The sequence below is a fragment of the Rhizobium sp. BK379 genome, from assembly GCF_014193955.1.
Lineage (GTDB): Bacteria > Pseudomonadota > Alphaproteobacteria > Rhizobiales > Rhizobiaceae > Rhizobium.
On record NZ_JACIAD010000001.1, the window covers coordinates 1,288,081 to 1,301,318 of the forward strand.

Consider the following 13,238-nt stretch of genomic DNA (forward strand, 5'->3'; position numbering starts at 1 on the left):
AGCGATCTCAGGCCTCGTCAGGTCCGGCCCGGTAAACCAGGAACTTGTTGCCCTCGGGGTCGCGGAAATAGGCGCAGTAGGGCCCCTCGCCGTTCTCCCCGCGCGGCCCCGGCGCGCCCTCGTCCGAACCGCCTGCCTGCAGCGCAGTTGCATGGACTTCGCGCACCTGAGCGCGGGAGCGTGCCTCGAAAGCCACCATGCCGCCATTGCCGACATTGGCCGGCCGGCCGTCGAAGGGCTTTATCACGCCGAATTCCAGCGTGCGCTCGCCGTAATAGACGGCCCTGCCGGGCTGGACCAGAAACCGGCCAATGCCGAAGACGGCCATTAGCCTGTCGTAGAATTCGGCCGCAGCCTCGAGATTATTGGTGCCGACGGTCGAGTGACCCGGCAGGCCCCGCACTCTTTGAGGCTCGGCGCTTTTCAGATTTACGGTCATGTCGTTCATGTCTCATCATCCTTTCATGCGACAGCACGGCCTCTGCCTGCTGCCTGCGGTGGACGCGGGCCATTCCCCGGCGCCGCGGATGGAGACGATTTACGGCGTGGACGGATCATCCGGTACTGCGGGAAAGTGAGAGGCAGGCTCTCACCGATGCGCTCTACCGGCGCCAGGCGCGATGCACGATCCTTGTCATCGAGGATTCACCCGGTCGCGACCACGAGGCTCAATAACAGCCAGCACGGCCGCCGGAGAGAAGGACAACGGACATGATGACATCGTCACTTGGAGCATTGCTCGCCGCCGCCGCAATCACAGGCGCGACACTGACACCCGCAAGCGCCGGCGCGATTGCAGCCGCAAGGCCCGAAGCTGGCACCATTGCCATCAGCGGCGATATCACCCTCAGGCGGTTCGTCGTCCACAATCCGGCCGCGAAAGGTATCGTGCTCTTCCTGCATGGCTTTCCCGAAACCGCTGCCGTCTGGGGCGACATGGCGGCCGCGCTCGGCGATGAATTCGAAGTGCACGCCTTCGACTGGCCGGGATACGGCCTGTCGTCGCGGCCCGAAAACTTCTCCTATTCGCCGCGTGATTATGCCGGCGTGCTGAAGGCCTATATCGACAAATCAGGCATCGACCACTCGAAGCTGACCATCTATGCCGCCGATATCGCCGCCCTGCCCGCCCTGCTCCTGGCCCTCGACGAGCCCGATATCGCACGGCGCATTATCGTTGGCGACTTCGCCCCCTTCAACCGGCCGGCCTATATGCATGAGCGCCTGCAGAACCTGAAGAGCGAGCCGGCGGCGTCCCTTACCCGCGCCGTCATGAACCAGACGAGCGACGAGATCCTTCAAAACGTCTACAGGCGCGGTCTGGCAGAGGACGAGCAGTTCGATCTCGCTGCCGGCGTGAAGGAAGACATGGTCCGCGGCTGGAGCAACGGCGCCCTCACCTCCGCCGACGCCTTCTACCATTATTACGCGGCCTTCACCCGCGACCAGGATCTTCTGGAAGCAAAGCTCGGCAAGCTCCGGACGCCGGTAAAGGTGATCTGGGGCGAAAAGGACATCTATATCGACAGCCGCATGGGCGCAGAATTTGCCGAAAGGACCGGCGCGCCGTTCGACGTCCTGCCCGGCATCGGCCACTATCCGCATCTGCAGGCGCCGGAACGGATCGTCGCCGAAATCCGTGCCTTACTGGATTGAACCATAGCTCCGGCAGGCTTCGCGCAGCCGCGGCAGGGTCCAGTCGATGAAGGAGCGAACCTTGAGCGCCAGGAAGCCCTGGCGCGAATAGACGATATGGATCGGTTGCGGCGCGCCAGTGTAACCATCAAGAACAGGCACGAGAGAACCGGAGGCAAGTTCGCCGGGGATCTGGTAATCGAAAAGCCTGGCGATGCCGGCTCCGCCCACGGCGGCGGCGACGCAGTTTGCCGCCGTATTGACCTCTATGCGATGGCGCGGCACCACCTCCACCGGCCGGCCATCGATATCGAAGGTCCAGAAAAATGTCCTGCTGTTGAAGATGATCCCGTCATGCTCGGGCAGATCGCCCGGATGCTGCGGACACCCGCAACGCCTGAGATAATCCGGGCTCGCGCAGGTCAGGACCCGAAACTCGGCAACCTTGACGGCATAGAGCGAACTATCCGCCAGCGCCCCCAGCCGGATGGCGACATCCACCTGCTCGCTGACGAGATGAACGGTGCGATCGAGCGAGAGCAGGTTCAGCGAAACCTCCGGATGCTCGGCCATGAAATCCAGCGCGATCGGCAGCACATAGCGATTGCCGAATTCCACCGGCATGGTGATCGTCAGCGTTCCCCGCGGCCGCTGATATTCGCCGGAAGCCCGGCGCTCCGCCTCCTCCATATCGGCAATGATCTTGCGCGCCGCCTCCACATAATCGCGCCCGGCATCGGTGAGCTGCAGCTTCCGGCTGGTGCGGATGACGAGACTGGCGCCGAGCGACCGCTCCAGCTCTGCCACCTTGCGGCTGACGCTCGGCAGCGGCGCATTCAGCCGCTTGCTGCCCGCCGACAGGCTGCCGGCATCGACAACGGCAAGCAACACGCGCATCGCATCCAGCCGGTCCATCCCCGCAGCCTTATCCCGCCTTCCCCGTGGAAATCTTAAACCTTCGAAACTCCGACCGATAGATGGGTGGCTGTCGATCGCGGTCAGCTCATCCGCTTCGCCCTACACCGCGGAAACGATCTCTTCGGCCTCGGCATAGGAAGTAGCGATCATGGTGGACGGATGCTCGCCTGCTCGGATACGGATAATTGCGAGAATAACCGGAACCCGGAATGAAAACCGTCCGCATCGCCGCCGCCCAGACCTTGGAATATCGCGAAAATGTCGAGGCCGCCCTGACATGCGCGCTCGATATGATCCGTCAGGCCGAAGCGGAAGGCGCCCGCCTCCTCATCTTTCCCGAAGGTTTTCTGCAGGGCTATCTGACGGAGCCCGAAACGGCACGACGAGCCGCCATGGATCTCGGATCCCCTGCATTCGCCGCCGTCATGAGCCGGCTCGCCGATGCCGGCCCCATGATCGTCATGGGCATGATCGAGGCTGAAGGCGAAGCGCTGTTCAACACCGCCGTCGTCATCGAGAACGGCAAGCTGATCGGCCGATATCGCAAGGCGCATCTGCTCAAGGGAGAAAACTTCTTCCAGCCGGGCACCGAGACATCCGTCTTCACGGTCGATGGTCTGCGCTTCGGCATCAATATCTGCTACGACACCGGCTTCCCCGATGCTGCCTGCAAGGTCGCACTCACAGGCGCATCCCTCCTCGTCTGCTGCGCCAACAACATGATGCCGCGCGCCAATGCCGAAAAATTCCGGGACGTGCACAACGCCGCCAGAGGCGAGCGCTGCCGGGAAACCGGCCTGTGGCTCATCTCCGCCGACGTGACGGGGGAACGCGAGGGACGCATTTCCTGGGGACCGACGGCGGTATTGAACCCCGCGGGAGACGTTGTCGCACAGCTCCCTCTCGAAGCCCCCGGTCTGCTCGTGTTCGATATCCCCGGCGATATGTAGAGCGCAACAGCACTGCTGGATATCCAACCGGATCAGTCGGTTCACAGGTATCTGGGAACCTTGCGCTCCAATAGGCTGACCAGCATCGGATCCATGAATTCATAGTCATCGGGAATGTCGAGGCAAATGATGCGCTTGCCGTTCAGCGACTTGCGGAATTTGCGGGTGATTTTGCCGCGATGCGCCTTCTCCATCACAAAGATGATGTCGGCCCACTCCACCTGTTCGGCATCGAGCGGATTACAGGCATCGTTGTTTGTCCCCGCCGACGACACCTCGATGTCCTCGCGTCCAGAAAACACCTGTTCGGCAGTGGGGCTTCTGAGCTTGTTCTGGCTGCAGACAAACAGCACGTTTCGAGGTTTGGTCGACATATCGGAGCCTGTCCGCAAACTGGGATCGAACGGATGATTGCACCAGCATAAGCATCATCCTTGCGCCCCGCAAAACGATTCCGTTGCGGGGAAGCACCCTCCGCGCGCCCCAAAACAACATCACGCCTTCGTTACCGCCACGCCTGTAACAACCCGCTTTCCCGTTGCGAATACCCCGACGTGCCCCGCTGAAACAGGGGCGTTTCAAGCAACGGAGACTACCAATGTTGAAGACTTCCATCAGCACCGCCCTTCTTGCCGGCGCGATCACGTCAGCTCTTGCCACGATGGCCAGTGCCGCCCCGCTGACCAAGGCTGAAGCTGCTGCTGCAACCGCCGCCCACAAGGAGAAGTGCTACGGCGTTGCGCTCAAGGGTCAGAACGATTGCGCCGCCGGCCCGGGCACGACCTGCCAGGGAACTTCGGTGAAAGACTTCCAGGGCAATTCGTGGAAATTCGTCCAGGGCGGAACCTGCGCCTCGCTCGATATTCCAGGTGGCCGTCACGGTTCGCTGAAGCCGCTGACGCGCGACATCTAAGCCGCCCGCAATCAGACCAGGATCAAGGAAAGCGGAGGCGAAGATGAAAAACGTCGACAAGGCGTCCAACCTTCCCATGGAGACGGAGAGCACCCTCCGCTTTCCGACATATCAGCTTGCCGGCGTGGCCGGCACCAGCTTCAAGCCGGAGCATCTTGCGGCGATCTCGGCCATATCGGGCCCCCAGGGCTTCTTCGAGATCCATGCCGAGAATTACATGGGCGCCGGCGGCCCGCCGCATCGCGCACTCGAAAGAGTGCGCCGCGACCACCCGATTTCATTGCACGGCGTCTGCATGTCGCTCGGCGGCCCGCAGCCGCTCGACAAGTTACACCTCAGGCGTTTCAAGGACCTCGTCGACCGCTATGAGCCGGCGCTGATTTCAGAGCATCTCGCCTGGTCGACACATGTCGATACCTATCTGAACGACCTGCTGCCGCTGCCCTATACCGGTGCGACACTCGCCCATGTCTGCGACCACGTCGACGAGATGCAGAACGCGATCGGCCGGCAGATCCTGCTGGAAAACCCCTCCACCTACGTGCTCTTTGCGGAATCCTCGATGAGCGAGACGGATTTCATTCGCGAGATCGCGCGGCGCACCGGCTGCGGCCTGCTGCTCGACATCAACAATGTCTTCGTGTCCGCCACCAATCACGGCTTTTCGGCGCTGGAATATCTGCGTGACTTCCCGCTGTCTCAGGTCGGCGAGATCCACCTCGCCGGCCACGCCGAACAGGAGGATGACGAGGGCGAGCTGCTCTTGATCGACAGCCATGACGGCCCGGTCGCCGATGCCGTCTGGCAGCTTTACGAGATCGTCATTGCCAGATGCGGGCCGATCTCGACCCTGATCGAATGGGACAGCAAGATCCCCGACTGGCCGGTGCTGCGCGCCGAGGCCCTGGCTGCGCAGGCCATTCTGGATCGCCATGCCAATGACAGGGGAACTGCCCATGCGCTCGGCTGAAATCGTGCCGATCCGGCCAATGCTGCCAGATTTCGCCGGGCAGTTCTCCGCCACGCTGCTCAATCCGGATGCCCCGGCGCCTGCTCTGGTCACCGGCCCGCGCGGCAAACGGGCGGAGAAGCGATACAATGTCTATCGCAACAATGTCACCGTCAGCCTGATTGCCGCATTGTCGTCGATCTTCCCGGCGGTCGAGCGTATCACCGGGCCGGATTTCTTCCGCGCCATGGCCCGCTTTCATGTGCGCGAGACGCCGCCCTCCTCGCGGCTGCTGTTCGAATACGGACGTGACTTTCCCGATTTCATCGACCGCTACGAATATGCGCAGGAAATGCCCTGGCTCTCGGACGTGGCGCGTATCGAGCGCGCCTGGCTGGATGCCTATCACGCCGCCGATGCGGCTGCATTGACGGCCGAAACACTCGCCGCCGTGCCGCAGGAAGGACTGGGCGGCGTAACGTTTCGTCCGCATCCGGCAACGCGGCTGGTTTCATCCGCCTATCCGGCTGTCACCATCTTTGCCATGAATCGCGGCACGGATCCCGTTACCCGCGTCGAAAATCGCCCCGAGGACGGGTTGATTACCCGTATCGATGACGACGTCACAGTACGCCTCCTGCCACCGGGCGGAGCCGCCTTCTTCAATGCGCTGCTCTCGCGCGAATGCCTTGCCGCAGCCGTCGCCGCCGGCCTCGACGCCTGGCCTGCCTTCGATCTGTCTGCCGCCATCGGCGAGACGATCGCAGCCGGCGCTTTTTCCGCGATCGAACTGGAGAATTCCAATGTCTGATATGCTTGACTCCAATGCCCACAACAAGCCTCGCAACGGCGCTCTCTCCCCGCTGGCGAGGCTGGTGGCGACGGCCGACGGACTTGTCCGGGCCGTCGCCCAGCCCGATATCGTCCAGGCCGTCATCCGCGTGGCGCTTGCCGTTCCCTTCTGGCGCTCCGGCATCCTGAAATGGGATGGCTTCCTGCAGCTGAACGATACGGCAATCGATCTCTTCACCCAGGAATTCATGCTGCACCTGCCAGGTGGCCCCTATCCCTTCCCGATGCCCGCGGTCATGGCCTTCCTGTCCGGCTGCGGCGAGATCACCTTTCCGACGCTGCTCGTCTTCGGTCTTGCCACCCGCTTTGCCGGTCTCGGCCTGCTGTTCATGACCCTGATCGTCGAACTGACAGTGCCCGATGGCTGGCCGATCCATATCACCTGGGCGGCAATGGCCCTTGCCATCATGCGCTACGGGCCGGGTCGCCTGTCGCTCGACCATCTGATCGCGCGGATGTCAGGCACTGCCAAAAGCTAGAACAGTCGACGTCAGTCATCGACATGATCAACCGCCCGGCTCCTCATCGCGCCGGGCGGCTTTTGCGCTTTGTTGCCGCACCACTCTTGCCGTTTGCCCGCCGATGCGCTCAATAGGCGCCGACGCTGGCTCTGCCTCACGCGCCGCGTCATCAAATTTTTCAGGATGACGGTAACAAACACGTGGCTCCGTGCGTAGAGGTAAGTAGCGGATGAAATATTCGGCCCGCGAAGAGGAATGGGCGGCCTGGATGCGCGCGGCGATCGCCGGCGACGCAACGGCCTATGACCGTTTCCTGAAGGCCGTGACACCCTATCTGCGTTCGATCGCGCGCAGGCGCTGCGACCAGTTCGGTGCCCCGCCGAGCGAGGTGGAAGACGTGGTGCAGGAAGTTCTTCTGGCAGTGCACCTGAAGCGCGGGACCTGGGATATTTCCCGCCCCATCGGTCCCTGGCTTTCGACGATCGTGCGCAACAAGCTGATCGACAGCCTGCGCCGGCGCGGCCGCCATGTTTCGGTCCCGATCGAGGATGTGATGGAGACGCTCGAAGCCGACCACCAGGAGGATGGCGCCGACCGCATCGATGTCGACCGCATGCTGGAAGGCCTGCGCGACCCGCAGCGCGAAATCGTGCGATCCATTTCGCTCGGCGGCGCCGGCATCCGCGAAACGGCCGAGCGGCTACAGATGACGGAAGGCGCCGTGCGAGTGGCGCTGCACAGGGCGCTCAAGGGATTGGCGGCCCTCTATCGGAGCAATACGCGTGAAAACGGATGACCTGATCAACATGCTGGCAAAGGATGCGCGCGTCCGCATCCGCTTCGGTCGCGTCTTCATGATCGCGCTTGCCATCGGCGTGGTGATTTCAGCCGCACTTCTCATCTCCACCATCGGCATCCGCAGAAATATGGCCGAGATGATCGAGACGCCGCGCGTCCTCTTCAAGCTCGGCACCACCCTGCTGATCGCCGTGACGGCCACCCGCCTCGCCTTCCGGATCGGCAAACCGGGCATCTCGCTGCGCTCCGCGGCCCTGACCCTCATCCTGCCGCTGGTGGTATTGATCGCCGGTATTGCGACCGAGCTCTTCGTCGTGCCGCAGGCGGACTGGGCGGCGAGCATGGAGGGGCATTTTTCCGCCTTCTGTCTGTTCTTCGTGCCGACGCTTTCGATCGCGCCGCTTGCCGCCATCCTCTATTCGGTCCGTCAGGGGGCGCCGGAAAATCCGGGCACGGCGGGCGCGGTGGCGGGTCTTGCCGCAGGCGGCATTGCGGCCGCCATCTATGCCTGGCACTGCCCCGATGACAGCCCGCTGTTTCTGGCGACATGGTACTCGATCGGCATCCTGGTCGCGACGGCAGCCGGGTTCCTGCTTGGCCGGAAAATTCTTCGCTGGTGAGGCGCGCGAGGTCGGTATCGATCGATGCCGCGCGGACTTGGCAAAATATCGCCAACCACCGGGAACTTTTGGCGCCGCTCCCAGTCTGATACCCGGACCGTACGGCGTCCTTTTCTTTGATAAAAGCATGCACCACACGGGCGTCGTGCGATCCAGCCTGTTGTTTCCCAATTGTTGGCCCGCTTCGGCGGGCCTTTTTATGCCAGGCGGCTAGAACGCTCTAGCGTATGCGCTTGCCTGTCAGCGCCTGCCAGGCGAGCCGCAGCGTATCGAGGCGGGAGCGTATGCGCTCCTGCTGCGGGATGGCCAGCCGGTTGCGAAAATCGGCGAGCGCCTGGGCCTCAAGCCTGCTTCCGAGTTTTTCCGGCAGATGCGGCACGGGTGCGCCCGTCAGCCGGTCGATCACAGTCCAGTCGTCGTCATTCCGGCGCTCGATGTCGTAACGGTTCATTGCGGTCGTGAGGTCTCTGAAAGAGGGATGAGGATGACAAGAAAGCGGCTTTCCCGCAGACATGCAATCGGCGAAATGTGAGTGAACGTCAGAAAATACGTTCATGGTCAAAATTGCGTTGCCAAGGCCTGATGTCATAGGTCCAGCTTTGCCATTCTCCTCTTGCCGATGCGCTTGCGCACCTTTGCGGGCCGGGCCTTCAATACGGCCGGCGCATATATCAAGTCCATGAGAGGCAGGGGTTTGCCGTTGGTCGTGCTGCTGTCAGTCTCTCGCGGGGCCATCCGCATGATGATCTCGTCGAACATTCTTGCTCCCCCATGCCTGCCTTCCATATGACCGTCCTCCCCTACGGTTTCTTCTGGGGCGCTACGGTAGCATCCGATAAAATGGCAGACCAATCGCACATTGGAGCTAGCCCGAATGAACCTCAAATGCCGTCTTTTCGCCATCGCTGCGACATGCATTGATAGCAATACGGATCTAGAATGCCGCAAGCGTCGGAAACCAGTCACTGGAGATAACCATGCACGAGATGACACCATCGGAAATGCTGAGAGATCCACTGATCCGCCAGATGCTTCGCGCTGACAAGATCAGTCTGGCAACCTTTGCAGCCCTGCTCGACGCTGCAGCCCGTCAGCACGCCCGTCCCGCAGGCGATGGCAGCTTCCCGACATCGAAGATGTCGGAAACCTGGAGCGTCGATGCCGCGGCCTATATCTGACCGACCGTTTTTCCGCGATGCCCGTCCGACTCCGGGCACCCCTGAGGCCCGCTCCCTGGTGAGCGGGTCCTTTTTATTTGCGAAGACGCAAACCTCGAAAATTCCATTGAAATCCGCGGATCCGGCCCGAATGGCAGATGATGAAGGCGGCAGGCCCTCATGTATGCCTGCCGCCTCCCGCCTCCGAGCGTCCGCCGCCCAGCGCTCAAGGAGGGAGGGACACCATAGCCCGGCATTGTGGCCTTTAGGGCAGTTTGCCCGGAAGATATTCCCGGTGTCGTCCGAGAGTCACATCACCCATCTGGAGCACGCCGGTCGTGATCTGGCATATGTTGTTGAAAGCGTTGGCCGAGATCGGGCCGTGCCTGTGGATAACCTGTGGAAATCTTGTGGACTGCAGACCGCTTGCAGGCGTCGCCGGGCGCCGAGCGTTGCCATTTCGTTCCAAATGCGATCTTCTGATCTCGCCTGCCATCGGCCTCCGCCGCAACTGACGCCGATGCAGCCACAGGGCGCTCCGACATCAGGTCGTGGAGCGCCCTTTCTTTTGGCCGCGGCAAATAAGTCACGCACTCAACATTCACGCATTCCGCAATTCCGAATTTCATAATTCACGCGTATAGTGTGTTTGAGGGTCTCAATCTCCGTGCCTTGAGGGGTCGAGGACAATGAGCTGGAATACGTCATCGGTATTCGCGCCGGTCGGGCTGGTTTTGCGCGGTCGGGAGACGCACACTGTCGTGCGTACCCTCGGCGATGCCGCATATCTGCTAATCCGGGATTGGCCTTTCGATGATGGCGAGGAATACATGATCGCCGTCAAAGCCTGCATCGACGCCATCTGTGGAGAAGTGGCTCCGGAACAGTTCCGGGAAGCATTTCTGCGCGCCGCCGACGAGGCGGGTATCGCGGCGCTGACGATTGTCCATTGAAGGACGCCTTTTGGGGCAAAAGACATAGACTGCATTGATTTTCTCGGTAGAACCGTCATCTGCTTCGGCGGCGCGATGACGCGCGCAGGTTCGAAGACCCGAGAGGCAATGAAGACAGCAGCAATAACAGGGGCAATCGTCTGCATGGCCTTTACGCAGGCCGCGGTTGCACAACCGACGCTCGATGCCTCCCCGCTCCAGCCGGACTACGTCGCCGTCATGCAGGCGCTCGACAAGGATGGCAAGCCGGTCGACCCGACTGTGACCATCATCCATCACGACGGCATGTTTCTGAGCGAAACGCTGCGCGGCGGCCGGACCAGCATCGGCTTCGGACCGGATGAGGCCAGGCCCGTTCTGCGCTGGAGCAGGCAGGCGGATGGTGAAATTACATATCTCGAGCTTCTTCTTCGCGCCCGCAAACCTGACATCGCGAAAGCGGATGCGCCGCAGCCGCTCGCGGAGGTCTCGTCCATTGCCGGCGAAAGCTGCACATGGAGCGAAACGGTAAGCAGGCCGCCCTCACCAGGGACGTTCATTTCGCGCGAGCAGAATTGCGCCACCAAGGACGGCATCGTCATCGAGACAAGGCTGCTGACGCCGAACGACGTGCCGATCTACCACACCCGTCTCGTCAGCCTTGACCGCCGTGACGTCGCCCCCGCCGAGGTCCTTCCGCCACTGGAAATCCTCACCCCGGAATACTGGCTCAGACCGAGCCGCAACAGCAATGCCGATCCCTCCCAGCCCGATTTCGACATCACGCTGGAGAGCACCGGCGGCGCGACGATCCGCTTGTTGCGGCATTATCCCTGGCACTACCGGGAACAGCGGCACGGTGATGGCTCCGTCAGCATCAAGATCTGGAACAAGCGCGAAGATCAGGGCATCTCCTATCAGCACGCAGACGGCTATCGACGGCTCACGGCCGCACATCCGGCAGACGACGGCTCATCGTCGTTGAAAGTCGATGAGGCAACCGGAAGGACTTCGCTCGACAAAAGCGAAACAATCCTCGGCGAGACCTGCGAATGGTTCGATCTGATGCCGGGAGTTCAGGACGCGGGAAACAGGCAGTGCCTCACACCTGACGGCCTGCCGCTCAAGCTTGATACCAGCGGCATGAATTTGGCCTTCCCCTACACCGCCACATCATTCCGCCGCCGCCCGGTCGATCTCTCCGAAATGCGCTTGCCGGCCGCAGCCTTTTCGCTGGACGAATGGGGCCTGCCGGCGCTGCGGTGATGCAGATTGCATGAGCTTGCACTGTGCCGTGGACACTGTTGGCAGTCATGCCCGGAGCCCCTATGGCATACCTATCGAAAAGAGACTTGGTCAGATTCCGCTAGAAAACGCCTTGCATCCCAGCGACAGCACATAAAGACATAGGAAATACGCATACCCCGTGTCGCAATCAGCCCGGCACTTTCGTCTTAAGGCAGAACTCCTTCTTTCAGATATGGATATAGGAACGCCATGACCAGTGAACCTTTGCTTTCAGAGATCGAAGAACAGGCCGAATTGCCGGTCGAGGACCATAGTGCCCGCAACAGGCTGGTGATTGGCCTGCTGCTTGTCTCCGCCTTCGTGGTCATCCTCAATGAGACCATCATGGGTGTGGCGATCCCGCACCTGATGGCCGATCTCAAGATCCCCGCGAGCTCCGCCCAATGGCTGACCTCGGCCTTCATGCTGACCATGGCCACCGTCATCCCCGTGACAGGCTATCTCCTGCAGCGGCTGAACACGCGACCGGTCTTCATCCTCGCCATGGCGCTCTTTTCCGCCGGCACGCTGGTCTCCGCGCTTGCCCCCGGCTTCCCCATGCTGGTCGTCGGCCGCATCGTCCAGGCCTCCGGCACGGCGATCATGATGCCGCTCCTGATGACCACGATCATGAACCTCGTGCCGCCGCATTCGCGCGGCAAGACGATGGGCAATATCTCGATCGTCATATCCGTCGCGCCGGCGATCGGCCCCACGATTTCGGGCCTCATCCTCTCCTCGCTCGACTGGCGCTGGCTCTTCCTGCTGGTGCTGCCGATCGCGCTTGCGGCTCTTGCGCTGGGTGCTGCGAAAATCGAGAACGTCACCGTGCCGTCGAAGGCACCGCTCGATATTCTCTCGGTCATACTCTCGGCTATCGGCTTCGGCAGTTTCGTCTTCGGCATCAGCGAGCTCGGTGCGCCCGAGGGCGGTTCGACGCCGCTCGATCCCCGCGTCATGCTTATTGCCGGTGCAGCCGTCATCGCCATCTTCATCTGGCGGCAGCTTTATCTCCAGAAGCACGAAAGGGCGCTACTCGACCTGCGCACCCTGCAGACGAAGACCTTCACCATAGCGGCAGGCATGATGGCGATCCTGATGATGTCGATGTTCGGCGTCTTCATCCTTCTGCCGATCTATCTTCTGTCGGTCCTCGGCCAGACGACCTTGACGACAGGCCTGCTGCTCCTGCCGGGCGGCCTGATCATGGGCCTTTGCGCCCCCTTCGTCGGCAGGCTTTTCGACCGCTACGGCCCTGCCCGCCTCGTCATCCCCGGCGCCATCCTCTTCAGCGGCGTGATGTGGAGCCTGACCTTCATCTCCACGACGACTCCGGTCTGGGTCGTGCTCGCCATCCATATCGTGCTCAGCATCGGCCTTGCCCTGATGTTCACGCCGCTCTTCACCGTCAGCCTCGGCTCGCTGCCGCCGAACCTCTATTCTCACGGCAGCGCCATCATCGGCACCACCCAGCAGGTCGCCGGCGCCGCCGGCACCACGCTCTATGTCGCCATCATGACCTGGCGCGCCGGCGTGTTGACTCAAGGTGAGGCAGATGCCGCAACGGCAACAGTCGGCGGCATGCAGTCCGCCTTCTTCGTCGGCGCGCTGATTTCGCTGGCAGCGGTCGCGGCATCCCTTTACGTGAGACGCCCGCCCAACCAGCCTGACGGCCAGCCGATGGGCGGGCATTGACGGCTTCCGGCGAGCCTGGAGCAATTCCAACAAAAGTGCGCAGCGGTTTTGTGTCCGGAATTGCGTGAAAA

17 protein-coding genes are annotated in these 13,238 nt (G+C 62.0%); 12 read left to right on the top strand and 5 right to left on the bottom strand.

Translation table 11 applies throughout. The annotated features are described in order from the left end of the window. Positions 1-7: 7 nt before the first annotated feature. Positions 8-448, bottom strand: a complete 441-nt coding sequence (locus FHT93_RS06695; protein WP_113115075.1) for a VOC family protein — start codon at positions 446-448, stop codon at positions 8-10. Between the two features lie 263 nt (positions 449-711). On the opposite strand from FHT93_RS06695, the gene FHT93_RS06700 reads away from it, so the two are divergent. Further along, the gene (locus FHT93_RS06700) at positions 712-1,656 is read left to right on the top strand and encodes an alpha/beta hydrolase (RefSeq protein ID WP_183846799.1); all 945 of its coding nucleotides are present in this window, start codon (positions 712-714) and stop codon (positions 1,654-1,656) included. Here the strand turns inward: FHT93_RS06700 and FHT93_RS06705 are convergent. Continuing rightward, the gene (locus tag FHT93_RS06705) at positions 1,645-2,550 is read right to left on the bottom strand and encodes a LysR family transcriptional regulator (RefSeq protein ID WP_183846801.1); all 906 of its coding nucleotides are present in this window, start codon (positions 2,548-2,550) and stop codon (positions 1,645-1,647) included. The two genes, FHT93_RS06700 and FHT93_RS06705, sit on opposite strands and share 12 nt — an antisense overlap. A gap of 212 nt (positions 2,551-2,762) precedes the next feature. Between FHT93_RS06705 and FHT93_RS06710 the strand changes: the two genes are divergently transcribed. Further along, positions 2,763-3,503 (top strand): carbon-nitrogen hydrolase family protein, encoded by a 741-nt coding sequence (locus FHT93_RS06710; protein ID WP_183846803.1) that lies wholly within the window; start codon positions 2,763-2,765, stop codon positions 3,501-3,503. Positions 3,504-3,544: 41 nt separating this feature from the next. On the opposite strand, the gene FHT93_RS06715 is transcribed toward FHT93_RS06710, so the two are convergent. Continuing rightward, on the bottom strand, positions 3,545-3,877 hold the full coding sequence (locus FHT93_RS06715) for a low molecular weight protein tyrosine phosphatase family protein (RefSeq protein WP_183846805.1): 333 nt from the start codon (positions 3,875-3,877) through the stop codon (positions 3,545-3,547). Between the two features lie 224 nt (positions 3,878-4,101). Between FHT93_RS06715 and FHT93_RS06720 the strand changes: the two genes are divergently transcribed. The 6 genes from FHT93_RS06720 to FHT93_RS06745 all read left to right on the top strand — a co-directional run bounded on the left by FHT93_RS06720 (position 4,102) and on the right by FHT93_RS06745 (position 8,096). Continuing rightward, positions 4,102-4,416, top strand: a complete 315-nt coding sequence (locus tag FHT93_RS06720) for a DUF2282 domain-containing protein (protein WP_018115181.1) — start codon at positions 4,102-4,104, stop codon at positions 4,414-4,416. Positions 4,417-4,459: 43 nt separating this feature from the next. Then, entirely contained in the window at positions 4,460-5,386 is a 927-nt protein-coding gene (locus tag FHT93_RS06725) for a DUF692 domain-containing protein (RefSeq protein WP_113210624.1), read from the top strand. Further along, on the top strand, positions 5,373-6,176 hold the full coding sequence (locus FHT93_RS06730; RefSeq protein WP_183846807.1) for a DNA-binding domain-containing protein: 804 nt from the start codon (positions 5,373-5,375) through the stop codon (positions 6,174-6,176). The genes FHT93_RS06725 and FHT93_RS06730 overlap by 14 nt, the downstream gene beginning before the upstream one ends. Next, on the top strand, positions 6,169-6,696 hold the full coding sequence (locus FHT93_RS06735; RefSeq protein ID WP_113203991.1) for a DoxX family protein: 528 nt from the start codon (positions 6,169-6,171) through the stop codon (positions 6,694-6,696). The genes FHT93_RS06730 and FHT93_RS06735 overlap by 8 nt, the downstream gene beginning before the upstream one ends. A 211-nt stretch (positions 6,697-6,907) precedes the next feature. Beyond that, entirely contained in the window at positions 6,908-7,474 is a 567-nt protein-coding gene (locus tag FHT93_RS06740; protein WP_018115177.1) for a sigma-70 family RNA polymerase sigma factor, read from the top strand. Beyond that, entirely contained in the window at positions 7,461-8,096 is a 636-nt protein-coding gene (locus FHT93_RS06745) for a DUF1109 domain-containing protein (protein WP_112969394.1), read from the top strand. Before FHT93_RS06740 ends, FHT93_RS06745 begins: the two co-directional genes overlap by 14 nt. Before the next feature lie 220 nt (positions 8,097-8,316). Here the strand turns inward: FHT93_RS06745 and FHT93_RS06750 are convergent, their stop codons facing one another. Together FHT93_RS06750 and FHT93_RS06755 are read right to left on the bottom strand one after the other, a co-directional pair. Further along, on the bottom strand, positions 8,317-8,547 hold the full coding sequence (locus tag FHT93_RS06750) for a hypothetical protein (protein ID WP_029616469.1): 231 nt from the start codon (positions 8,545-8,547) through the stop codon (positions 8,317-8,319). A 134-nt stretch (positions 8,548-8,681) separates the two neighbouring features. Further along, the gene (locus tag FHT93_RS06755; RefSeq protein WP_246781561.1) at positions 8,682-8,855 is read right to left on the bottom strand and encodes a hypothetical protein; all 174 of its coding nucleotides are present in this window, start codon (positions 8,853-8,855) and stop codon (positions 8,682-8,684) included. Positions 8,856-9,073: 218 nt separating this feature from the next. Here FHT93_RS06755 and FHT93_RS06760 point away from each other — a divergent pair, with 218 nt between their 5' ends. The 4 genes from FHT93_RS06760 to FHT93_RS06775 all read left to right on the top strand — a co-directional run bounded on the left by FHT93_RS06760 (position 9,074) and on the right by FHT93_RS06775 (position 13,167). Further along, positions 9,074-9,274: a hypothetical protein gene (locus FHT93_RS06760; RefSeq protein WP_018115173.1), complete on the top strand. Its 201-nt coding sequence runs from the start codon at positions 9,074-9,076 to the stop codon at positions 9,272-9,274. 668 nt (positions 9,275-9,942) lie between these two features. Beyond that, the gene (locus FHT93_RS06765; protein WP_018115171.1) at positions 9,943-10,206 is read left to right on the top strand and encodes a DUF982 domain-containing protein; all 264 of its coding nucleotides are present in this window, start codon (positions 9,943-9,945) and stop codon (positions 10,204-10,206) included. 108 nt (positions 10,207-10,314) lie between these two features. Next, on the top strand, positions 10,315-11,451 hold the full coding sequence (locus tag FHT93_RS06770) for a hypothetical protein (protein WP_246781562.1): 1,137 nt from the start codon (positions 10,315-10,317) through the stop codon (positions 11,449-11,451). Positions 11,452-11,682: 231 nt separating this feature from the next. Further along, positions 11,683-13,167, top strand: coding sequence for a DHA2 family efflux MFS transporter permease subunit (locus tag FHT93_RS06775; protein ID WP_183846811.1), 1,485 nt, complete (start codon positions 11,683-11,685; stop codon positions 13,165-13,167). Positions 13,168-13,238: the final 71 nt, after the last annotated feature.

Bases quoted from the DNA above. Each gene is read 5' to 3' on its own strand.
- FHT93_RS06695 (WP_113115075.1), bottom strand. From the start codon at position 448: ATGAACGACATGACCGTAAATCTGAAAAGCGCCGAGCCTCAAAGAGTG.
- FHT93_RS06755 (WP_246781561.1), bottom strand. From the start codon at position 8,855: ATGTTCGACGAGATCATCATGCGGATGGCCCCGCGAGAGACTGACAGC.
- FHT93_RS06775 (WP_183846811.1), top strand. From the start codon at position 11,683: ATGACCAGTGAACCTTTGCTTTCAGAGATCGAAGAACAGGCCGAATTG.
- FHT93_RS06740 (WP_018115177.1), top strand. From the start codon at position 6,908: ATGAAATATTCGGCCCGCGAAGAGGAATGGGCGGCCTGGATGCGCGCG.
- FHT93_RS06725 (WP_113210624.1), top strand. From the start codon at position 4,460: ATGAAAAACGTCGACAAGGCGTCCAACCTTCCCATGGAGACGGAGAGC.
- FHT93_RS06750 (WP_029616469.1), bottom strand. From the start codon at position 8,547: ATGAACCGTTACGACATCGAGCGCCGGAATGACGACGACTGGACTGTG.
- FHT93_RS06760 (WP_018115173.1), top strand. From the start codon at position 9,074: ATGCACGAGATGACACCATCGGAAATGCTGAGAGATCCACTGATCCGC.
- FHT93_RS06705 (WP_183846801.1), bottom strand. From the start codon at position 2,550: ATGGACCGGCTGGATGCGATGCGCGTGTTGCTTGCCGTTGTCGATGCC.
- FHT93_RS06700 (WP_183846799.1), top strand. From the start codon at position 712: ATGATGACATCGTCACTTGGAGCATTGCTCGCCGCCGCCGCAATCACA.
- FHT93_RS06715 (WP_183846805.1), bottom strand. From the start codon at position 3,877: ATGTCGACCAAACCTCGAAACGTGCTGTTTGTCTGCAGCCAGAACAAG.
- FHT93_RS06770 (WP_246781562.1), top strand. From the start codon at position 10,315: ATGAAGACAGCAGCAATAACAGGGGCAATCGTCTGCATGGCCTTTACG.
- FHT93_RS06730 (WP_183846807.1), top strand. From the start codon at position 5,373: ATGCGCTCGGCTGAAATCGTGCCGATCCGGCCAATGCTGCCAGATTTC.
- FHT93_RS06735 (WP_113203991.1), top strand. From the start codon at position 6,169: ATGTCTGATATGCTTGACTCCAATGCCCACAACAAGCCTCGCAACGGC.
- FHT93_RS06720 (WP_018115181.1), top strand. From the start codon at position 4,102: ATGTTGAAGACTTCCATCAGCACCGCCCTTCTTGCCGGCGCGATCACG.
- FHT93_RS06765 (WP_018115171.1), top strand. From the start codon at position 9,943: ATGAGCTGGAATACGTCATCGGTATTCGCGCCGGTCGGGCTGGTTTTG.
- FHT93_RS06710 (WP_183846803.1), top strand. From the start codon at position 2,763: ATGAAAACCGTCCGCATCGCCGCCGCCCAGACCTTGGAATATCGCGAA.